Genomic DNA, 20,303 nt, shown 5'->3' on the forward strand with positions numbered 1-20,303 from the left:
AGTATATCCATTTGAGAGTTGTGATGGGACAAAAGGGTATTTGTCTTGTAGAAGAAAACCATCAAGAGAAGAAATAGCTGATGCTGAAGCTTTATATGCTCAGTGGAATAAAGAAGAAGGAAGGTAATAGAAATGGAAAATAATACAACAAACAACATAAATAACAACGAAGAAGAAATTGTAAATTATGCAAATACAAGTGAGTATATGACATTTGAATTAGGAAAAATGAAGTATGCAATTGAACTGCCAAAAATAAGAGAAATTTTAACTTATCCTGAGTTAATTACAACACTACCTAATACAAAAACTTGGGTAAAAGGTTTAATCAATTTAAGAGGTGAAGTTGTACCTATTTTAGATATAAGAATTAAGTTCAAAACTGGTGAAGCAATTTATAATGACAGTACAGCTGTAATTGCTGTAATTACTGAAGATAAAAGAATGATTGGACTAGTGGTTGATAAAGTTGATGATGTACAAAGAATTGATATCTCATCTTTAGCACCTGTTTCTGATATGGGTTCTGCAATTCCTTCAAAATACTTAAAAGGTTTTGTGAGACTAGAAAATAATCAAATGTTAGTAATTATGGATGTTGAATCGGTAGTTGATAAAGAAGAACTAAAATAACAAGGCTTTAAATGCAAGAAAAAATTGAAAAACTTAGGGCGATGAAGCTTCTTTTTGTAGAGGATGAAGATGATCTAATTGAGATTATTTCTGATACTTTAGATAAATTAGATGCAAATTATCTTACTGCGAAAAATGGTGAAGAAGCACTTAAAATAATAGAAAAAAACCCTGATTTATCAATGATTATAACAGATATAAATATGCCAGTTATGAATGGTCTTGAAATGATTGAAAGATTAAAACAAAAAGATATAAGTCTTCCAATTATAGTGATGTCAGCACATACTGAGTTAGAGTATATAAACAAAGCAAAAGAGCTTGGAGTAAATGACTATTTATTAAAGCCTTTTGATTTTATTAAGTTTATAAATTTAATTGTATCTTTAGATAGAAGCAAATAACATGGCTAGTGTTGATAAGAACCTTTTAAAACGATTAACTATTCTATATGTAGAAGATGATGAAAGCGTTAGAAGTGAGATAGTATCACTTTTATCAAACTTCTTTCAAAATGTTTTTTCTGCTAAAGATGGTAAAGAAGGTTTAGAACTCTATGAACAAAGAAAAGATGATATTGATGTAATCATCGCAGATATTAATATGCCAAATCTAAGTGGAATAGAGATGGTGAAAAAAATAAGAGAGACAGATAAGGATATCTCTATTCTTTTTGCAACTGCATATTCTGATAATGAATTTTTAAGTGAGGCAATAAAACTAAAAGTTTTTGAGTATATAACAAAGCCAATTGATATAAGAAAATTAATGACTGTTCTTAATGATCTTGCATTAATGAAATATCAAGACTTTTTAATAGCTCAACAAACTAAAGAACTTAAAAAATATAAAGATATCATGTACAACAATAATATTGTCATAAGAACAGATAGTGACTTTAAAATAAAGCATGTAAATGAACTATTCTGTGAGATTACAGGTTTTGAAAAAGATGAATTAGTTGGTAAAGATATTGATACAATAAGACATCCAGAAACTGATAAGAAAATCTATGAAAAAATTAAAAAAGTAGTTCCTGTTGATAAGCAGTTTGAAGATAGAATAAAAAATCTTAAAAAAGATGGCACATACTATATTTCAAATACTTCAGTTGTAGCTGTATTAAATGATGCTGGTGAGTTTATTGGTTCACTAATGATTCAAAAAGATGAAACTCAAGAAGCAATAAAAAGAAGAGAAGTGCAAAGTCACTTGATTAAAGATAAGGGTGAAATTTTTATAAAAGGCAAAGAAGCAAGTGCTGAGTTACAACATGAAATTAATAAACTAATCTATGAAATTGAAAATCTTAAAAAAGAAGTTAAAGCTGCAAAAACAGATAAAGATCAGTATATCTATAAAGTTGAAAAATATAGAGTAGAAAATAAAAAATTAAAGCGAGAGTATAAAAGGCTTAAAAATGAAGCTGATTCTATAGAAGAGAAGCATAATTTAGTAAAAAAAGTTAATAAAGAAAACTCTGATATGAAGATAGAAAATAAAATGCTTCATACCAAACTTGAAAATATTGAAAGTGAACATGAAAAAGAGTGTAAACAAATAAAAGTAAACTTTGAAATTGAAATTGATGATTTAGAAGAAGAACTAAGCGCTTTAAGAGAAAAAGTTGAAAATGTAGAAAATGCAGAAGCAGTTTCTCAAAAACTTTCATACTGGAAAGAAAAGGCAAAAGCTGAAGCTAAAAAAGTTGATAGATTAGAAAAAGAGCTTTTAAACATAGCTCCAAAAGATGTTTTAGTTAGAATTTTTGGAAGCTCGTAAGCTTCCTAAAAATCTATTTTATTTCAATAGAGATAATTTTTTGTTCACTTAAAGGTTTATTTCCTTGATATCTTCCTGATGTTGGTACATTCTCTATTTTTTTAACCACATCCATTCCTTCTTTTACATATCCAAAAATAGTGTGTCTACCATTTAACCAATAAGTTGGAACAGTAGTAATAAAAAATTGACTTCCATTTGTATTTGGTCCTGCATTAGCCATTGCTAAAACACCAGTTTTATCAAAAAGAGCTTTTGGTGAGAATTCATCTTTAAATGGTTTTCCCCAAATAGATTCTCCACCTCTTCCTGTTCCTGTTGGGTCTCCCCCTTGAATCATAAAGTTTTTAATAACTCTATGGAAGATTGTTCCATTATAGTATCCATCTTTTGAGTGTTTTACAAAGTTTTCAACAGCCTTAGGTGCTAAATCAGCTCTAAGCTCTACTTTAATATCACCTTGAGAAGTTTTAATTGTAGCAATTGGATTATTTGCTTCTAAAAACAACACAAGTGAAAATAAAAAAAGAAATATCTTTTTCATTTAACTTTATCCTTTATTAATTTTATGTGGCAAATAGTATATTCTTTGAAGATTTAAAACATTATTAAAACTTATGCTTTAGATGACTTTAATAAATATTTGTTAAAATTCAAGCAAATAATTATAAATAGGTTTAAAAGGATTAAATATGATGCCTCAGATGCCTCAACCAACGTTCTACATATTTAAATGTGAACAAAGTGCACCTCCTGGAATGCCTAAGCCTTCATGTGTAAATGAACAAACTCAAGATTTGTTTAATCATCTTGCTCAAACATTAATGCAAAAAGGTGTTATGGGACCAGTTCAAGCAATAAGAACTTCATGTCTAGGTAGATGTCAAATGGGACCAGTAATGATGGTAGAGCCAGGGCACTATATGTATAGTAATCTATCTAAGGAAAAACTAGATAAAATAGTAGATGAACATATTATAGGTGGTAATCCTGTAGCGGAATATTTAATCCCAGAACAGTTCTGGGGAGAACCTATAAATTTAGCTCAATAGAGTAAAAGGGAAAAGACAAAATGACATTTGATATGCTGTATAGTAAAATACATAGGGCAACTGTTACAGATGCAAATCTTAACTATGTTGGGTCAATTACAATTGATGAAGATTTAATGAAAGCTTCAAAGCTTAGAGTAGGTCAAAAAGTAGAAATTGTAAATGTAAACAATGGTGAAAGATTTGCTACATATGTTATTAAAGGGAAAGCTGGAAGTAAAGATATGTGCTTAAATGGTGCAGCAGCTAGAAAAGTAGAAATTGGTGACAAAATTATAGTAATCTCTTATGCTTCTTATTCAGAAGAAGAGTTAGAGAACTATAAACCAACAGTAGTAATTGTTGATGATGAAAATAATATTGATACAGTTACAAATGAATTAGTAGGAAGTGACCATGTTTGATGGAATTGATTTAAGTAAAATCAACTTAAATGATGTAATGGGGCAAGTTCAAGAAATGGCTGATAAAGCTAAAGAAGATAATGCCAATAAAATCTTCACTGCTAAAGCTGGTGGTGGTATGGTTGAGATTTCAATCAATGGAAACTCTGAAGTAATTGATTTACAAATTGATGATTCACTATTAGATGATAAAGATTCTTTACAAATTCTTTTAATCTCTTGTATGAATGATGTAATAAAACAAAGCGATGAAAATAAAAAAGCAATGGCAATGAATATGATGGGTGGATTTGGTTCTTTTGGACAAAAATCTTAGATATGAATAAACTATTAGAAACTTTTGAAAATCACCTTTTAGAAAACCTTCCAAAATCTAAAACTTTTCATCCTCACTTTGAAGAAGCATTAGCAAATATGCTTCAAGCTGGAGGTAAAAGATTTAGACCAATGTTACTTCTTAGTGTAGTTAACTCAAAAAAATCTTTACTTATTCCAAATTCACTTGATGTTGCTTTAGGTTTAGAGATGCTTCATACTTACTCTTTAATCCATGATGATTTACCAGCAATGGATGATGCAGACCTTAGACGTGGTTTTGAAACTTTGCATAAAAAGTATGGAGAAGTAACTGCAATCTTAGTTGGAGATGCTTTAAATACAGAAAGCTTTAATAAAATAGCAAATGCACCTTTACACAATGACATAAAAGTTGAGTTAATCAAAACTTTATCTAGTGATGGTGGAATTGATGGAATGATTATTGGGCAAGCAATTGATTGTTTTTATGAAAATAAAAAATTAGAATTAGACCAATTAGAGTTTTTGCATATTAATAAAACTGCTAAGCTTATTGCTGGAAGTTTAAAGATGGGTGCATTAATTGCTGAATATGATTTAGAAACACAAGAAAAACTATATAGCTTTGGAATTGACTTAGGATTACTATTTCAAATCCAAGATGATATTATAGATGAGACAAAAACAGAAGAAGAAGCTGGTAAAACTACACAAAATGATGAAGCAAAAAACTCTTTTGTAAATCTTTTAGGATTAGCAGGTGCAAAAGAGTCAGCAGATAAATTAGCTAAAAAATGTGAAAATACTTTAAATACTTTTGATAAAAATCTAAAAGAAAATTTAGATGAATTACTTACAAAGTACCTTTTTAGGCACAATTCATAAAACTTTAGTCAAATATACTCACACCTCTTGACAAATTAGCAAAAATTTTATAAAATTTGGCACTCTAAATTTTTGAGTGCTAAAATTTTTAAATTAAAAAAATTTATAGGAGAATTATATGAATTTTAAACCATTAGGAAAAAGAGTTCTTGCTCAAAGAACTGAAGTTGAAGAAAAAACTGCGAGCGGAATTATCCTAGTTGATTCTGCAAAAGAAAAACCAAATACTGCAAAAGTAGTTGCTGTTGGTTCTGAAGTATCAGAATTAAAAGAAGGTGACATTATCGTATTTGAACAATTTAGAGGAACTGAACTTTCATTAGAAGGTGAAGATTACTTAGTATTAGATATTGAAAACGTTATAGGAGTTATGTAAGATGGCAAAAGAGATTACTTTTAGTGACAATGCAAGAAATAGATTATTTACAGGTGTTGAGAAGTTAGCTGATGCAGTAAAAGTTACAATGGGACCAAGAGGTAGAAATGTACTTTTACAAAAATCATTTGGTGCTCCAACTATTACAAAAGATGGTGTATCTGTTGCAAGAGAAATCGAGCTTGATGATACATTAGAAAACATGGGTGCACAACTTGTAAAAGAAGTTGCTTCAAAAACTGCTGATGAAGCAGGTGATGGTACAACTACTGCTACAGTTTTAGCACAATCTATTTTTAAAGAAGGTCTTAGAAATGTAACTGCTGGTGCAAACCCAATTACTTTAAAAAGAGGTATGGATAAAGCAGCTGAAGCAATTCTTGCTAACTTAAAAGCTTCTTCTAAAGAAGTTGCAAATAAAACTGAAATCGAGCAAGTTGCTACTATTTCAGCAAACTCAGATAAAGCCATTGGTTCTATGATTGCTGAAGCAATGGACAAAGTTGGAAAAGATGGTGTTATTACTGTTGAAGAAGCAAAAGGTATTTCTGATGAGCTAGATGTAGTTGAAGGTATGCAGTTTGATAGAGGTTACTTATCACCATACTTTGTAACTAATTCTGAGAAAATGATTACTGAAATGGAAAACCCATTTATTCTTTTATATGACAAAAAAATCTCTAACTTAAAAGAGATGTTACCAATTTTAGAATCAGTTAACCAAGCTGGTAGACCATTATTAATTATTGCAGAAGATGTAGATGGTGAAGCATTAGCTACATTAGTTGTAAATAGATTAAGAGGTTCTTTAAATATTGCAGCTGTTAAAGCTCCAGGTTTTGGTGATAGAAGAAAAGCTATGTTAGAAGATATTGCTGTATTAACAAATGGTACAGTTATTTCTGAAGAGATGGGAATGAAACTTGAAACTGCTGATTTCTCTTGCTTAGGAACTGCTGCTAGAGTTGTTATTGATAAAGATAACACTACTATTGTAGATGGTACTGGTGAGACTGAAAAAGTAACTGGAAGAGTTAACCAAATCAAAGCAGAGATTGAAAATACAACTTCTGACTATGATAGAGAAAAACTACAAGAAAGACTTGCAAAACTTTCTGGTGGTGTTGCAGTTATCAAAGTAGGTGCTGCTACTGAAACAGAAATGAAAGAGAAAAAAGACAGAGTTGATGATGCATTATCTGCAACAAGAGCTGCTGTTGAAGAAGGTATTGTAATTGGTGGTGGAGCTGCTTTAATTAGAGCTGCATCTAAAGTAGCTTTAGAATTAGATGGTGATGAGCAAATTGGTGCAGATATTGTATTAAGAGCTATTAAAGCACCTATGAAACAAATTGCTACAAATGCTGGATTTGATGCTGGTGTTGTAGTAAATGAAGTTGAAAAAGCTGACAATGAAAACTTTGGATTCAACGCTGCTACTGGTGAGTATGTTGATATGTTTGAAGCAGGAATTGTTGACCCAGCTAAAGTTGAAAGAGTTGCAATGCAAAATGCTGTATCTGTAGCATCTTTACTTTTAACTACTGAAGCTACAGTAACTGATATTAAAGAAGATAAGCCAGCTCCAGCTATGCCTGACATGGGTGGAATGGGTGGAATGCCTGGTATGATGTAAGTTGGGGTTAAAAAATCGTGAATAGTTTCACGATTTTACCCGACGCAGACTAAGGTGATGTGCTTTAGCACCACCGTGTCCGTAAGGAAGTCTAGTTGAAATCTATAAATTTCCCATAAAAAAAGGGAAAAGATTTCAAACCTTTTCCCTCTCTTTCTTATCTTTATAAATAAAACTCATATTTATAAAATTCACTCTGTAGTAAATTTTTTAAGTCTTAATTTTAACAATACTAAAATAGAAGATCCTTCGTCATTTGCACCTCCAAGATTGTTTTCTTAATAACAATTATGCTCCTAATAAACTTAAAAACAAATAAATTTATAGAGTAGTTTTTTATGTGTCTTTGAACCTTTTTCTTATTTCAAATATTTCATCAAGACTACTAAAAAAGGCATCAATAACTTTAGGACAAAAGTGTTCTGCTCTTTCTTCTTTAAAAAGATTAAATATTTTTTCATCATCCCAAGCTTTTTTATAGACTCTATCACTTCCTAGGGCATCAAAAACATCTGCAACTGCTGTTATTCTTCCATAGATATGTATCTCTTCACCTTTTAGCCCTTGAGGATAACCTTTTCCATTGTACTTTTCATGATGCTCTTTTGAAACAATAGCTGCTGCTTTTAATATTGGTTTATCAGAGTGTTTTAACATATCAAAACCTAATTGGGCATGTGTTTTCATAACTTCAAACTCTTCAACTGTTAATTTTCCAGGTTTATTTAGTATATTGTCTGGAATTCCAACTTTTCCAATATCATGCATTGGGCTAGCAAGTTTTAAAAGCTCAGCTTCTTTTTCTGGTAAACCTAATTTTAATGCCAGAATTTTAGAGTATTCAGCAACTCTTTTTACGTGATTTCCTGTCTCTTTGCTTCTTGTTTCAGCGATTTCACCCATTGCATAAACAACTTCTTTTTGTGTACTTATTATCTCTTCGTTAAGATTGTTTATTTTGTTTAAGCCTTCATTTATTGATGAAGACATATTTTTAATAGCATATGAGATTTCACCAAGTTCATCTGGTCTATTTATTACTTTTGTATTTGTATAGTTTCCATTTTCTATATTTTTAATATTTGACATAATTGTTTTAGTATCTTCTTTTAAAACTCTTCCAAAAACTATTGCAAGTACAATTGCTGACATAATCATAAGTAAACCAATATAAACCATTTCAAGTGTAACATGCATATCAACTACACCATCAAGATTAAATCTTCTTACTATTAATAATAAAGTTGCAATAGGTGCTATGGTAAATATTAAAAAGGTTTCAATAATTCTTTGAGAAATCTTTTCATTAAAAATAGTAAAATTAGAGTTTTTTGAAATCTCTTTATATCTTTTTTCAAACAGTATATACTCTATTTGAGAAAGAATGGCTGCTCCAAGTGTGATATAACTAGAAAATATTTTTAAGTGACTTGAAATAGGAAACTCTGGATATAGTGTATCATGTAGTATAAAAGCAGTACATCCAGCAAGTACCCATGAAATCATACTTAAAAAATAAGCTTGCCTAGGTAGGGAAATGTTTTTTCTTTGATTTCTAAATGAGTAATAAAGAATTTCTCTATATATCAAGTGAGCAATAAATATGAAAACTAAATTTCTAAAAAGTTGCTCAGGTCTTAGGCCATCTATAAATGGGCAAACATTTGTACAGAAAGTTTGTAAAAAAACAAGTGAAGTCAAAGACATCAAATAAATATAGGTACGTGTTTTTAAGTTTAATAGGTCATAAATAGTAAACTGATTCATTCTTCTTCCTTTTTGGCTTACTATTTTATTACAGTTTTATTTAATTATTGTGTAGACTAAAAGTACTTTTGTAAGTTATCTAAAGATTTTTTGTGTAGGTTTATATATAAAGAGTCATTATCTCCAATATATTTATAAAAGATTATATCATTGATTGTAATAGCTACTTCAAAATCTTTATTATCAAGAGTTTCAAATTCAAAATGTGTTTCTATATATTTATCCTGATAATTATCAAAAATAGAGTTTTTATATGAGTCCATAATAATATTTTCATTTTTTATCAAAAAGCTATTTCCTTTATTTACTTCAGGGCAAGTGATATCAATATAAATTTGATTATCCAAATTTGGGCTAAGGGGATATGTTCTACATACAGTTGGTCTATCTTCATAGATGCTACACATATGATTTTGTTGGTAAAAGCAAAACTCTTTTCCATTTGTTAAAAGTATAACTGGCTTACAAAAACCAAGCTCTCCAAAAATAAATAATATAGGAAAGTTTTTGTATGTCTTTTCAAACTCTTCTTTTAAAACTTGAGAATAAATAGTTCCTTTTCTTCCATCACAACAGTTTGCATTACAGTTAGAACATGAATCAAAAGTAAAATTATTATTTGAAATAGGAATAAAGCTTTTCATAGAACCTCTTAAAATATATTAATTTTAGTGTAACAAATTTTTGTTAAAATGCCTAAAACTATTTTAATGGAAGATAAAATGAAAGAAAAACTAATAGAAATTATAAAAGAAGCAGGAAAGATATTAAAAGATGGATATTCTTCAAATAAAGAAGTGAATTTTAAAGCAAAAAAAGATTTAGTTACTAAATATGATGTGGCAGTTGAAGAGTTTCTAAAAGAGAAGTTTTCAAAAGAGTTTACAGATTTTAATATTATTGCTGAGGAATCAGATAATAAAAATATTGAATTTAAAGATTCAATTATAGTTGACCCAATTGATGGGACTACTAACTTTGTAAATCAAGTACCTCATACTTGTATTTCAGTTGGAGTATATAAAGATAAAAACCCATATATTGGAATAGTTTATAACCCAATATTAGATGAACTTTATGAAGCAGAAGTTGGTGAAGGTGCTTTTTTAAATGGTAAAAAATTAGAAGTTTCAAAAGAGAATGATTTTCAAAAATCTTTATTAGCTACAGGATTTCCATATAGTAATAGTACAAATCAAGATGATTTAAATGATGTAATTGAAAAAATAAGAATAATTCTTCCAAGATGTCAAGATATAAGAAGACTTGGAAGTGCGGCAATTGATTTATGCTTTATAGCACGTGGAACTTATGAAGGTTATTATGAAATGAATCTAAAAGCTTGGGATGTAAGTGCTGGAATTATTATCTTAGAAGAGGCTGGTGGTAAGTTTACTAACCTAAGTGGAGATAAATATACTTTATTTGAAGATAAGTATATAGTGGCTTCAAATGGTTTAATCCATGATGAGTTAATAACACTACTTAATCAATAAAGTAACAATTTAGAACTTTTAAGATAAAATATCTGATTTTAAAAAGGTTTAAGGCAATTAAATAATGTGTGGAATAGTTGGATATATAGGAAAGCAAAATACTACTGAGATTTTATTAGATGGTTTAAAAGAGCTTGAATACAGAGGATATGACTCTGCAGGAATTGCACTTTTAAATAAAGAAAAAATAGATGTTTTTAAAGCTTTAGGAAAATTATCAAACTTAAAAGAGAAAATTTCAAAAGCAAATCTTGATACATATTCAATAGGAATAGGTCATACAAGATGGGCAACACATGGAAAGCCAACAGAACTTAATGCTCACCCTCACTTAGGAGAGTTTTCGTATGTAGTTCATAATGGAATTATTGAAAACTACAAAGAAATAAAAGATGAACTTCTTGAAAAAGGTCATAAGTTTGTATCTCAAACAGATACAGAAGTAATAGTTCACCTTTTTGAAAACTATTATAATCTTTGTAATGATGAAGATAAAGCCTTTAATCAAACTATTGAGAGATTAGAAGGTGCTTTTTCTATTCTTTTAATTACAAAAGCAAATATTGAAAAAATATTTTTCTTTAAGCATGGAAGCCCTTTAATTATTGCAAAGGGGAATGAAGAGGGTGAAGTTTTATTCGCTTCTTCTGATGCTCCTTTAATTGGGCTTGCAAATGATGTTGTTTATTTAGAAGACGGAGTTGGAGGAATTGCAACTTCAAAGGGAATTGAGTTTTTCAGTGATGATTACTCATGGAGTTCTTTACCTTCTTCAAAACAGTTTGCTCAAAAAGATGGTTTTAGATTCTTTATGGAAAAAGAGATTTATGAGCAAAGCAATGTTGTAAGTGATTGTATGCTTGGAAGAATTCAAGATGAAGAGATACTTTTTGATGAGCTTGACCCTTCTATTTTAGAAGGAATTGAAGAGATAAATATTTGTGCATGTGGAACTTCATATCATGCGGGAATCACAGCTTCATATCTTTTTGAAAGACTTTCAAAAATTAGATGTAATGTTGTTATTGCAAGTGAGTTTAGATATAAAGAACCACTTTTAAATAAAAACAGTCTATTTATAGTTATTTCTCAAAGTGGTGAAACAGCAGATACATTAGAAGCTTTAAAGATGGCAAAAAATGCCGGACTTAAAACTTTAGTTGTATGTAATGTAGATAATTCATCTATGACTAGACTTGCAGATAATACTATTCTTACAAGGGCAGGAATAGAAAAAGGTGTTGCTTCAACAAAAGCCTTCTCTACTCAAACAGTAGTTTTATGGATGCTTTCTTTATATTTTGCTAAGCAAAATGATAAGATTTCACCAGAAACTTTACAAAAAGAGATTCATGCATTAAGGGAAGTTCCAAAGTCACTTATTGTAAGTGATAAAATGCATGAAAAAACAAGAAGATTATCAAAACGATATCTTCATGGCCATGGTTTTTTCTTTATAGGACGAGATGTCTTTTTCCCATTAGCACTTGAAGGTGCTTTAAAATTAAAAGAAATTTCATATTTGCATGCAGAAGGATATCCAGCAGGTGAAATGAAACACGGTCCAATCGCATTAGCAGATCCTGAGTTATTCACGATTGCTTTAATGCCTGAAAATTTATTATATGACAAAATCAAATCTAATGTTGAAGAGTTAAGTGCTAGAGATTCTACTATTTGTACGATTTCTCCTTTAGAGTTTGAACTTAGTGATGATTTTATAAAAACTCAAAAAGCTGATCATTATATGTTAGAGTTTTTTGAAATGTTAGTTGTATTGCAACTTCTATCAATGGAGATTTCAATACGATTAGGAAACGATGTTGACATGCCAAGAAACTTGGCTAAGTCAGTAACTGTTGAATAAATATTAATTTTTTATTTTTTTAGTGTAGTTTAAAGATAAAAGATAAGTATGTATTTGATGGAAAACAAAAATGGAAAACAAAATAGGAAAACAAAAATGGAAAACAAAACAAGCTACTTATTTACAAGTGAAGTTGTAAGCCCAGGACACCCAGACAAATGTGCAGATATTATTGCAGATACAATAGTTGATAAACTAATTATGGAAGACTCTAATTCAAGAGTTGCTTCTGAAGTATTTGTTGCTGGTAAGCACGTTGTTATTGGTGGAGAGGTTAAGTCAAAATGCCAACTTTCACAAGAAGAATATGAAACACTAGTAAAAGATGCTTTAGCAAAAATTGGTTATGACGGTAAGTCTGCTTTTACAAAAGAGCAATGCCTTCATCCTGATGATGTAGAAGTACAAGTTTTATTAAATCAACAATCTCCTGATATTTCTCAGGGTGTTGATCAAGAAACAGGTGATATTGGAGCAGGGGACCAAGGAATTATGTTTGGTTTCGCTTCAGATGAAACGGCAGATTTAATGCCTGCAGCAATTACTTATGCTAGAATGCTTTGTGATAAAGTATATAACTATGCATTAAAACATAATCAAAAACTTGGAGTTGATATTAAAACTCAAGTTACTGTTGATTATGGTACAAAAGAGAATTTTGAGAATTGTAAACCTCAAAAAATTCATACAATTGTTGTAAGTGCTCCTTCTGTAGAAGGTATGCCAATCGAAGAGGTAAGAGAGTTAATTCAAGGTTTAATTGATGATACTGGATTACCAACTGATATGTATAACAAAGATGAGACTATTATTCATATTAACCCAACAGGAAGATATGTATCTCACTCTTCATTACATGACTCAGGATTAACTGGAAGAAAACTTATTGTTGATTCTTTTGGTGGTTATTCACCTATTGGTGGTGGAGCTCAGTCTTCAAAAGATTATACAAAAGTTGACAGATCTGGATTATATGCTGCTAGATGGATTGCAAAAAATATTGTTGCAGCAGGACTTGCTAAAAAAGCAATTGTTCAAATTTCATATGCAATTGGAGTTGCAAGACCAACTTCAGTAGCAGTTGATACAATGGGTACTTTCACAAAATTTGATGACGATAAATTATCTCAACTTGTAATGGATGAGTACTCATTAACTCCAAGATGGATTACTGAAAAATTTGGTTTAGATAAGCCAAGTGAAAAAACTTTCCTTTATGCTGATGTAGCTTCAAGAGGACAAGTTGGTCAAAGTGATTATCCTTGGGAAAAACTTGACGAAGTTGAGAAATTAAAAAATATTTAAAAAGATAAATTTTAAAAAGGATTTATAATGGATTTAAAAAACTTATTTAGTAAAATTTCATTTGATAATAAAGAACAACAAGCAACTAAAAAAGATGCACCAACACACTGGATTAAATGTCCAGAGTGTTCATCTTTAATGTTCTTTAAAGAGGTTGAAAATCAAAACAATATATGCCCAAAATGTAATTTTCACATGAGAATTGGAGCTAAAAGAAGAATAGAGATTTTAGCAGATAGTGACTCTTTTGTTGAGTATGATGCTGATTTAAAACCTATAGATCCTTTAAAATTTGTTGATAAAAAATCTTATAAAAAAAGAGTTGACGAAGCTGAAAAGAAAACAGGTAGAACTTCTGCTGTTATTAGTGGTGAGTGTACAATCAATGGTTTACCAGTACAAGTAGTTGTATTTGACTTCGCATTTATGGGTGGTTCTTTAGGTTCTGTTGAAGGTGAAAAAATTGTTAGAGCCGTAAATAGAGCTATGGAAAAACACCAAGGTTTAATTATTGTTTCTGCTTCAGGTGGAGCAAGAATGCAAGAGTCAACTTTCTCTTTAATGCAAATGGCAAAAACATCTGCAGCACTAAAGAAAATGGACCAAGCAAAACTTCCTTATATCTCAGTTTTAACTGACCCAACTATGGGTGGTGTTTCTGCTTCATTTGCTTTCTTAGGTGATATTATTATGGCTGAACCAGGAGCTTTAGTTGGATTTGCTGGACAAAGAGTTATTAAACAAACTATTGGTGCAGATTTACCAGAAGGTTTCCAAAGAGCTGAATTCTTATTAGAAAAAGGTTCAATTGATATGGTTGTTAATAGAAGTGATATGAAGAAAACTCTATCTGATCTTTTAACAATGTTCTACAAAGATAGCCAAGTTAGCTAATTTTTAATAGAATCCCTTTTGGGATTTCTATTTTATCTCTCATGAAAATAAATATATATGCAATAGTAAAACCTAGCAGTGATGACTTTGATAAACTAAATAAAGAGTTTATTAAAATGTGTTCAAAGTATGCAAAGGTTGAAGTTCATCATATCTTCGATAAAAATATTGCAAAAGCTCAAAATATATCTCAAACTGAAGCACAAAAATCTTATACACAAGCTTTTGAAAAATATCTAAATGGACATTGTATCGCACTTGATGTTCTTGGAAAAAAAGTAGATAGCTTTAAATTCTCAAAAATGATTTCAAATGACAGTGAAGTTAACTTTTTCATAGGCGGAGCATACGGCTTTGAAAGAGACTTTTTAAATAAATGTCAAAGTGTAATTAGTCTTAGTGATTTAACTATGGCGCATAAAGTTGTAACTGTAGTTTTACTAGAACAAATCTTCCGAGGCCTTGCTATAAAGAACAATCATCCATATCATAAATAATTTATAATATTTTCAGTATAATTGCAAAATTTTTTAAATAAGGTATAATATGGCTAATGCAAAACAGATTGAAGAGTTGAAAAATATTCTTGTCGAAAGAAGAGATTTAATCACTCAAAACATTCAAGGTAGTAGAGATAGTATCGATTCTTTAAAAAACTCTGAGTGTAATGATGAGTATGATTATGCAGAGGTTTCAAGTGATAGTTTTAAGGAAGGGATTATCGCTAACCAACAAATTAAAGAGTTAAATGAGATTGAAGACGCATTAAAAAGAATTGAAAAAGGTACTTATGGTACTTGTGAAATGTGTGATGAGTCTATTGCTATTGGAAGACTTAGAGCTAAACCATTTGCAAAGTATTGTACTCCTTGTAGAGAGATTCACGAAAAAGAACAATAATAAAAAGGATTTTATGTGGGACTTAAAAAATATATAGGGTTTTCCCTTTTATTAATAATTGCTGTAGCACTTTATGTTTATAGTGTAGAAAGTGGTAGTTACGAAATTACAGTTTTAGATTATACTATGCAGTTACCAACTGTTTTATGGATAATAATTCCAGTTGCAGCATTATTCTTTTTTACAGTTCTACATTTAGTATTTTATGGTTCATTAAACTTCTTCAAAACAAGAGGCTTTATTAAAGATGAAGAATCAATTGTAGAAACAATTAAGTCTTTATTACTTCAAAAAGAAGATAAAAGAAGATTTAAAACTCAAGGTTATAAAAACCTTGCTTCAATTTTAAAACAGTTAGATATCTCTGTAAAAGAAGGTACATTTACTTCTTCAAATGAAGAGTTAAATACTATTGTAGCTTCAATAAAAGATATTGAATCAGGTAAGCATATTGCTGATAAGAGTTTAAAACTTAATCCTGATTCAGCCTTAGCTAAAAAGAATTTAATTAATAAAATCAATGAACAAATTGATTATGCTGTTGATGTATTAAAAAAACAAGACAACTTTGCAGAAGAAGTTGTAAAAGCAGCATTTTATGCAGTATTAGAAAACAAAAGCATGACTACTGTTAAAAAGGTTTACTCAAACGTAAAACTTACAAAAGACATGGCTTTAAAACTATTTTTAAAAGATATTGATAATTCAGAATTTGGATTATCTAAAGAAGAAATACAAAAGATTACTAAAAGTTTAGATTATACAGAACAAGAGTTTTTAACTCTTGCAAAATTATACAAAGATGCATTAAATCCAGACAAACTATTAGACCTTTTTGAAACATTATCAAATGATAATGAAGCAGCCGCTGGTGCATATTTTTATATTCTATTAGAGCTTGAAATGATTGAGAAGCTAAAAGATTTATTATCAGGATACAATGATGATGAACATAAAGCTATTAGAGCTGTACTAGATTTAAAAGATGCAGGTAAACACTACTCTTTAGAAGACATAACTAACATAAACTAATAATGACAAAAAAAATTGACTTTAGCCAGCCACTTATTGTGCTGGCACCACTAGCAGGATATACAGACTTACCCTTTAGATCTGTTGTTAAAAAATTTGGTGCAGACGTAACTATTTCTGAAATGATTTCTTCAAATGCCCTTGTTTATAAATCAGAAAAAACAAGAAAAATGATTGAAAAATCTCCACAAGAAGATCCATATATTGTTCAAATAGCTGGAAATAAACCAGAATTAGTAAGAGATGCTGTTGAAATCTTAAATGATATAGAAGGAATTGATGGTATTGATTTAAACTGTGGTTGTCCTGCTCCTAAAGTATTTAATCATGGTTCTGGTTCTAACCTTCTAGGTGATTTAAAAAAACTAGAAGAGATTTTAGGTACAGTAAAAAAATACTCTAAAAAACAATACACTAGTGCAAAAGTAAGACTAGGAGTTGATACAAAAATTCCAGTAGAGATTGGAAAAGCAGTTGAAGCTTGTGGCGTTGACTTTGTATCTGTTCATGGTAGAACAAGAGCAGGGAAATATAAAGCTCCTGTTGATTATGATGCAATTAAAGCTATGAAAGAAGCTGTATCAATTCCAGTTATTGCAAATGGAGATATAAAAGACTACACGAAAGCTCAAGAGGTATTAAAGTATACTAATGCAGATGGTGTAATGATTGGACGTGGTGCAATCGGTAAACCATGGGTATTCTATCAACTAAAGCATGGAATTGAAGATATTAGTGCAGATAAAAAAAGAGAGATTATTTTAGAGCACTTTGATGCAGTAATTGATTTTCATGGTATTCATGGAGCAGTTATGTTTAGAAAACTACTTCATTCATACTCTAAAGGCTATCAAGGTGCAGCAGAGTTTAGAGATATAATTAATCGTATAAATGATGAAAAAGTTATGCGAGATATGATAGAAAACTTTTTTTAAAAGCTATTTAGTTAGAATAGCTACTATTTAAATTTTAAGGAACGAATTGACAGATTATTATTATGAGTTAATAGTTGAGCCAGAAGAAAATTATGAAGTTTTTCTTGACCTAGTTGCAGCATTAACTAACGAAGCAATAGAAGAGTTTGATGGAAAAATTATTGCTAGAAGTGAAGATGATTTAGAAGATATAAAAGAGGGAATTGAAAAATTCTCTCAAGCAGTTAATATCAACTGTAAAATGACCTTAACAAAAAAAGAGAATGAAGACTGGATAAAACAGTATCAAGAGTCTGTAAAATCAGTTGAAGTAGGGAAGTTTTTTGTAAGACCTTCTTGGGAAGAAAAAAGAGATGATAAAATAGATATTATCATTGACCCTGCTTTATCTTTTGGTTCAGGTCACCATGAAACAACATCTTCTTGTCTTGAAGCAATTAGTTCTTATGCAAAAGAAGATTATGAAGTAATTGATGTAGGAACAGGAAGTGGTATTTTAGCAATTGCAGCTTCTAAGTTAGGTTGTAAAGTAGATATTTGTGATACAGATGAAGTTTGTATTAAAGATACTGTATCAAACTTTGAACTTAATAGTACTACTTTCAATAATTCATGGACAGGTTCTGCAAACAATGTTAAAGATAAAAAATATGACATGGTAATTGCAAATATCGTTGCAGATGTATTAGTATTTATTCATAATGATTTAAAAAAATGCTTAAAAGATGATGGTATACTAGTTGTATCAGGTATTTTAGATAAACATAAAGATAAGGTACTTAGAAAATTTAAAGACTTAGAACAGTTAGAGCTTATTCATAAAAATGAGTGGATAACAGTAATATTTAAAAAACAGGAGTTAATTTAAATGAAGAATCGACCAGATAAAAATGGCCAAGATAACAACAATAATAATAACAATAACTTTTTTAATAATAATCCATTATTAGTATTTGTTGTTTTCTCAATAGTTACTATTTTTGTATTTAAAACATTATTCCCTGAGGGTAACTCTCAAATGGGTACTGTAGCAAATCAAAATATTGCTGCTTATGGACAAGCTAAAAAGCAAACTATTGCATACTCAGAACTTAAGAAATTGATTTCTAGTGGAAGTATCCAATATGTAGGAATTGGAAATACTCAAATTAAAGCAGTAAGTAAACCAGCAAATGGACAAGTTACTACTTATACAGTAAGAAGAGTAGTTCCAGATAATACTTTAATTCCTTCATTAGAAGAAAAAGGTATCTCTTATGGTGGTATCAATGAAGAGAACTTATTAGCAGATGTACTATTTGGATGGGTTTTACCAATCTTTATTTTCTTTGCAATTTGGATGTTCTTAGCAAGAAGAATGTCTAAATCTATGGGTGGAGGTTCTGGAGGAATCCTAGGAATTGGAAGCTCTAAGAAAATGATTAACTCTGAAAAGCCAAATGTTAAATTTGAAGATATGGCTGGAAATAAAGAGGCAAAAGAAGAAGTACAAGAGGTTGTTGATTTTTTATCTGACCCAGAAAGATATGTAAAACTTGGAGCTCAAATTCCAAAGGGTGTTCTACTAGTAGGACCTCCAGGTACTGGTAAAACATTATTAGCAAAAGCAGTTGCTGGTGAAGCAGATGTTGAATTCTTATCTGTTTCTGGTTCTGCATTTATTGAAATGTTTGTTGGTGTTGGTGCTTCAAGAGTTAGAGACCTTTTTGAGCAAGCTAAAAAAGCAGCTCCTGCAATTATCTTTATTGATGAGATTGATGCAATTGGTAAAAGTAGAGCATCTGGTGGACCAATGGGTGGAAATGATGAAAGAGAACAAACTCTAAATCAACTTCTTGCTGAAATGGATGGTTTCTCAACTGAAGCTGCTCCTGTGATTGTATTAGCAGCTACAAATAGACCAGAAGTTCTTGACCCAGCATTATTAAGACCAGGAAGATTTGATAGACAAGTATTAGTTGATAAACCTGATTATGAAGGAAGAATTGAGATTCTTAAAGTTCATATTAAAGATGTAAAACTAGGTAAAAATGTTGACTTAAAAGAAGTAGCTAAAATGACAGCAGGTCTTGCTGGTGCAGACTTAGCAAATATCATTAATGAAGCAGCACTTTTAGCAGGGCGAGCTAAAAAAGATCAAGTTGACCCAAGTGATTTTAAAGAAGCAGTTGAAAGACAAATTGCAGGACTTGAAAAGAAATCAAGAAGAATCTCACCAAAAGAGAGAAAGATTGTTGCTTACCATGAATCAGGTCACGCATTAATTGCAGAGATTACAAAAGGTGCTAAAAAAGTAAATAAAGTATCAATTGTACCAAGAGGTTTAGCGGCTTTAGGATATACACTTAATACTCCAGAAGAGAATAAATACTTAATGCAAAAACATGAGCTAATAGCTGAAGTTGATACACTACTTGGTGGTAGAGCAGCTGAAGAAGTATTTATTGGTGAGATTTCAACAGGTGCTGGAAATGACCTTGAAAGAGCTACTGATATTATTAAGTCAATGGCATCTATTTATGGTATGAGTGATGTTGCAGGTCTTATGGTTTTAGAAAAAAGACAAAACCAATTCTTAGGTGGACAAACTCAAAAAGACTTCTCAGATGAGATGGCAAAAAATCTTGATGACCATGTTAAGACTGTATTAAATGAAAGATATGAAGCAGTATTACAAGAGTTAAGAGACCATAAAGAAGCAATTGAGCAAATGACAGCTGAATTACTTGATATTGAAGTTATCTCTGGTGAAAGAGTAAGAGAGATTATCAAAGAGAATGGTGGAGTTGTTTTTGAAGATGAAGATTTACATACTGAAGCTTTAAATGAAGATGAAGATTCTTCAAAGGAAGAGTCTTCTTCAGATGAGAATACTGAAACTAAAGAAAACACTACTGAAGAAACTAATACAGTTGAAGAAGATACTACATCTTTAACTGATGAAAATAGTTCTACTAAAGACGATACTAAATAATATCCCCCCCCCCCCTAAAATATAGGCTAAAGAAAAAGTAAGGTTTTCCTTACTTTTTTATATTAAAA

22 protein-coding genes are annotated in these 20,303 nt (G+C 30.2%); 19 read left to right on the top strand and 3 right to left on the bottom strand.

The window, feature by feature from the left end; translation table 11 throughout:
- Positions 1 to 132 precede the first annotated feature (132 nt).
- The 3 genes from CRV02_RS11240 to CRV02_RS11250 are packed head-to-tail and all read left to right on the top strand — an operon-like array spanning position 133 to position 2,415.
- Positions 133 to 633 carry a chemotaxis protein CheW gene (locus CRV02_RS11240; RefSeq protein ID WP_258239295.1) on the top strand — a complete coding sequence of 167 codons (501 nt, stop codon included), beginning with the start codon at positions 133 to 135 and terminating at the stop codon, positions 631 to 633.
- Between the two features lie 11 nt (positions 634 to 644).
- Positions 645 to 1,037, top strand: a complete 393-nt coding sequence (locus CRV02_RS11245) for a response regulator (RefSeq protein WP_129090410.1) — start codon at positions 645 to 647, stop codon at positions 1,035 to 1,037.
- A gap of 1 nt (position 1,038) precedes the next feature.
- On the top strand, positions 1,039 to 2,415 hold the full coding sequence (locus CRV02_RS11250; RefSeq protein ID WP_129090411.1) for a response regulator: 1,377 nt from the start codon (positions 1,039 to 1,041) through the stop codon (positions 2,413 to 2,415).
- 13 nt (positions 2,416 to 2,428) lie between these two features.
- Here the strand turns inward: CRV02_RS11250 and CRV02_RS11255 are convergent, their stop codons facing one another.
- A complete protein-coding gene (locus tag CRV02_RS11255) occupies positions 2,429 to 2,959 on the bottom strand; it encodes a peptidylprolyl isomerase (RefSeq protein WP_129085362.1) in 531 nt (176 codons plus the stop codon).
- A 148-nt stretch (positions 2,960 to 3,107) separates the two neighbouring features.
- Between CRV02_RS11255 and CRV02_RS11260 the strand changes: the two genes are divergently transcribed.
- The 6 genes from CRV02_RS11260 (at position 3,108) to groL (ending at position 7,065) form a co-directional block, all read left to right on the top strand.
- On the top strand, positions 3,108 to 3,467 hold the full coding sequence (locus CRV02_RS11260) for a ferredoxin (protein ID WP_129085363.1): 360 nt from the start codon (positions 3,108 to 3,110) through the stop codon (positions 3,465 to 3,467).
- A gap of 20 nt (positions 3,468 to 3,487) precedes the next feature.
- On the top strand, positions 3,488 to 3,871 hold the full coding sequence (panD, locus tag CRV02_RS11265; RefSeq protein ID WP_129085364.1) for an aspartate 1-decarboxylase: 384 nt from the start codon (positions 3,488 to 3,490) through the stop codon (positions 3,869 to 3,871).
- On the top strand, positions 3,864 to 4,187 hold the full coding sequence (locus tag CRV02_RS11270; protein WP_129090412.1) for a YbaB/EbfC family nucleoid-associated protein: 324 nt from the start codon (positions 3,864 to 3,866) through the stop codon (positions 4,185 to 4,187). Before panD ends, CRV02_RS11270 begins: the two co-directional genes overlap by 8 nt.
- A 2-nt stretch (positions 4,188 to 4,189) precedes the next feature.
- Positions 4,190 to 5,053: a polyprenyl synthetase family protein gene (locus tag CRV02_RS11275; RefSeq protein ID WP_129090413.1), complete on the top strand. Its 864-nt coding sequence runs from the start codon at positions 4,190 to 4,192 to the stop codon at positions 5,051 to 5,053.
- Between the two features lie 118 nt (positions 5,054 to 5,171).
- A complete protein-coding gene (gene groES / locus CRV02_RS11280; protein ID WP_129085367.1) occupies positions 5,172 to 5,429 on the top strand; it encodes a co-chaperone GroES in 258 nt (85 codons plus the stop codon).
- A 1-nt stretch (position 5,430) separates the two neighbouring features.
- Positions 5,431 to 7,065: a chaperonin GroEL gene (gene groL / locus CRV02_RS11285; RefSeq protein WP_129090414.1), complete on the top strand. Its 1,635-nt coding sequence runs from the start codon at positions 5,431 to 5,433 to the stop codon at positions 7,063 to 7,065.
- A gap of 336 nt (positions 7,066 to 7,401) precedes the next feature.
- On the opposite strand, the gene CRV02_RS15140 is transcribed toward groL, so the two are convergent.
- Together CRV02_RS15140 and CRV02_RS11295 are read right to left on the bottom strand one after the other, a co-directional pair.
- Positions 7,402 to 8,832, bottom strand: coding sequence for an HD-GYP domain-containing protein (locus CRV02_RS15140; protein WP_129090415.1), 1,431 nt, complete (start codon positions 8,830 to 8,832; stop codon positions 7,402 to 7,404).
- Between the two features lie 56 nt (positions 8,833 to 8,888).
- Positions 8,889 to 9,476: a YkgJ family cysteine cluster protein gene (locus tag CRV02_RS11295; protein ID WP_129090416.1), complete on the bottom strand. Its 588-nt coding sequence runs from the start codon at positions 9,474 to 9,476 to the stop codon at positions 8,889 to 8,891.
- Positions 9,477 to 9,554: 78 nt separating this feature from the next.
- Here CRV02_RS11295 and CRV02_RS11300 point away from each other — a divergent pair, with 78 nt between their 5' ends.
- The 10 genes from CRV02_RS11300 (at position 9,555) to ftsH (ending at position 20,235) form a co-directional block, all read left to right on the top strand.
- Complete coding sequence (locus CRV02_RS11300; protein WP_129090417.1) at positions 9,555 to 10,328, top strand: inositol monophosphatase family protein; 774 nt, start codon at positions 9,555 to 9,557, stop codon at positions 10,326 to 10,328.
- A gap of 64 nt (positions 10,329 to 10,392) precedes the next feature.
- Complete coding sequence (gene glmS, locus CRV02_RS11305; protein ID WP_129090418.1) at positions 10,393 to 12,195, top strand: glutamine--fructose-6-phosphate transaminase (isomerizing); 1,803 nt, start codon at positions 10,393 to 10,395, stop codon at positions 12,193 to 12,195.
- Positions 12,196 to 12,291: 96 nt separating this feature from the next.
- Complete coding sequence (gene metK / locus CRV02_RS11310) at positions 12,292 to 13,500, top strand: methionine adenosyltransferase (protein WP_258239296.1); 1,209 nt, start codon at positions 12,292 to 12,294, stop codon at positions 13,498 to 13,500.
- A 27-nt stretch (positions 13,501 to 13,527) separates the two neighbouring features.
- Complete coding sequence (gene accD, locus CRV02_RS11315) at positions 13,528 to 14,394, top strand: acetyl-CoA carboxylase, carboxyltransferase subunit beta (RefSeq protein ID WP_129085374.1); 867 nt, start codon at positions 13,528 to 13,530, stop codon at positions 14,392 to 14,394.
- A 41-nt stretch (positions 14,395 to 14,435) separates the two neighbouring features.
- Complete coding sequence (locus CRV02_RS11320) at positions 14,436 to 14,891, top strand: 23S rRNA (pseudouridine(1915)-N(3))-methyltransferase RlmH (RefSeq protein ID WP_129090420.1); 456 nt, start codon at positions 14,436 to 14,438, stop codon at positions 14,889 to 14,891.
- A 49-nt stretch (positions 14,892 to 14,940) separates the two neighbouring features.
- Entirely contained in the window at positions 14,941 to 15,294 is a 354-nt protein-coding gene (gene dksA, locus CRV02_RS11325) for an RNA polymerase-binding protein DksA (RefSeq protein ID WP_129085376.1), read from the top strand.
- A 15-nt stretch (positions 15,295 to 15,309) separates the two neighbouring features.
- Positions 15,310 to 16,326, top strand: coding sequence for a hypothetical protein (locus tag CRV02_RS11330; protein ID WP_129090421.1), 1,017 nt, complete (start codon positions 15,310 to 15,312; stop codon positions 16,324 to 16,326).
- A 2-nt stretch (positions 16,327 to 16,328) separates the two neighbouring features.
- Entirely contained in the window at positions 16,329 to 17,261 is a 933-nt protein-coding gene (locus CRV02_RS11335; RefSeq protein ID WP_129085378.1) for a tRNA-dihydrouridine synthase, read from the top strand.
- A gap of 46 nt (positions 17,262 to 17,307) precedes the next feature.
- Positions 17,308 to 18,129, top strand: a complete 822-nt coding sequence (locus CRV02_RS11340; protein WP_129090422.1) for a 50S ribosomal protein L11 methyltransferase — start codon at positions 17,308 to 17,310, stop codon at positions 18,127 to 18,129.
- Positions 18,130 to 20,235, top strand: a complete 2,106-nt coding sequence (gene ftsH / locus CRV02_RS11345) for an ATP-dependent zinc metalloprotease FtsH (RefSeq protein ID WP_129090423.1) — start codon at positions 18,130 to 18,132, stop codon at positions 20,233 to 20,235.
- The last annotated feature ends 68 nt before the right edge of the window (positions 20,236 to 20,303 follow it).

It is taken from the genome of Arcobacter sp. CECT 8989, assembly GCF_004116715.1.
Classification (GTDB): Bacteria; Campylobacterota; Campylobacteria; order Campylobacterales; family Arcobacteraceae; genus Halarcobacter.

Coding starts and splice junctions, on each gene's coding strand:
- groL (WP_129090414.1), top strand. CDS start 5,431: ATGGCAAAAGAGATTACTTTTAGTGACAATGCAAGAAATAGATTATTT.
- CRV02_RS11240 (WP_258239295.1), top strand. CDS start 133: ATGGAAAATAATACAACAAACAACATAAATAACAACGAAGAAGAAATT.
- CRV02_RS11335 (WP_129085378.1), top strand. CDS start 16,329: ATGACAAAAAAAATTGACTTTAGCCAGCCACTTATTGTGCTGGCACCA.
- dksA (WP_129085376.1), top strand. CDS start 14,941: ATGGCTAATGCAAAACAGATTGAAGAGTTGAAAAATATTCTTGTCGAA.
- glmS (WP_129090418.1), top strand. CDS start 10,393: ATGTGTGGAATAGTTGGATATATAGGAAAGCAAAATACTACTGAGATT.
- CRV02_RS11320 (WP_129090420.1), top strand. CDS start 14,436: ATGAAAATAAATATATATGCAATAGTAAAACCTAGCAGTGATGACTTT.
- groES (WP_129085367.1), top strand. CDS start 5,172: ATGAATTTTAAACCATTAGGAAAAAGAGTTCTTGCTCAAAGAACTGAA.
- panD (WP_129085364.1), top strand. CDS start 3,488: ATGACATTTGATATGCTGTATAGTAAAATACATAGGGCAACTGTTACA.
- CRV02_RS11250 (WP_129090411.1), top strand. CDS start 1,039: ATGGCTAGTGTTGATAAGAACCTTTTAAAACGATTAACTATTCTATAT.
- CRV02_RS11255 (WP_129085362.1), bottom strand. CDS start 2,959: ATGAAAAAGATATTTCTTTTTTTATTTTCACTTGTGTTGTTTTTAGAA.
- CRV02_RS11295 (WP_129090416.1), bottom strand. CDS start 9,476: ATGAAAAGCTTTATTCCTATTTCAAATAATAATTTTACTTTTGATTCA.
- CRV02_RS11275 (WP_129090413.1), top strand. CDS start 4,190: ATGAATAAACTATTAGAAACTTTTGAAAATCACCTTTTAGAAAACCTT.
- CRV02_RS15140 (WP_129090415.1), bottom strand. CDS start 8,832: ATGAATCAGTTTACTATTTATGACCTATTAAACTTAAAAACACGTACC.
- accD (WP_129085374.1), top strand. CDS start 13,528: ATGGATTTAAAAAACTTATTTAGTAAAATTTCATTTGATAATAAAGAA.
- CRV02_RS11270 (WP_129090412.1), top strand. CDS start 3,864: ATGTTTGATGGAATTGATTTAAGTAAAATCAACTTAAATGATGTAATG.
- CRV02_RS11260 (WP_129085363.1), top strand. CDS start 3,108: ATGATGCCTCAGATGCCTCAACCAACGTTCTACATATTTAAATGTGAA.
- CRV02_RS11245 (WP_129090410.1), top strand. CDS start 645: ATGCAAGAAAAAATTGAAAAACTTAGGGCGATGAAGCTTCTTTTTGTA.
- ftsH (WP_129090423.1), top strand. CDS start 18,130: ATGAAGAATCGACCAGATAAAAATGGCCAAGATAACAACAATAATAAT.
- CRV02_RS11300 (WP_129090417.1), top strand. CDS start 9,555: ATGAAAGAAAAACTAATAGAAATTATAAAAGAAGCAGGAAAGATATTA.
- metK (WP_258239296.1), top strand. CDS start 12,292: ATGGAAAACAAAACAAGCTACTTATTTACAAGTGAAGTTGTAAGCCCA.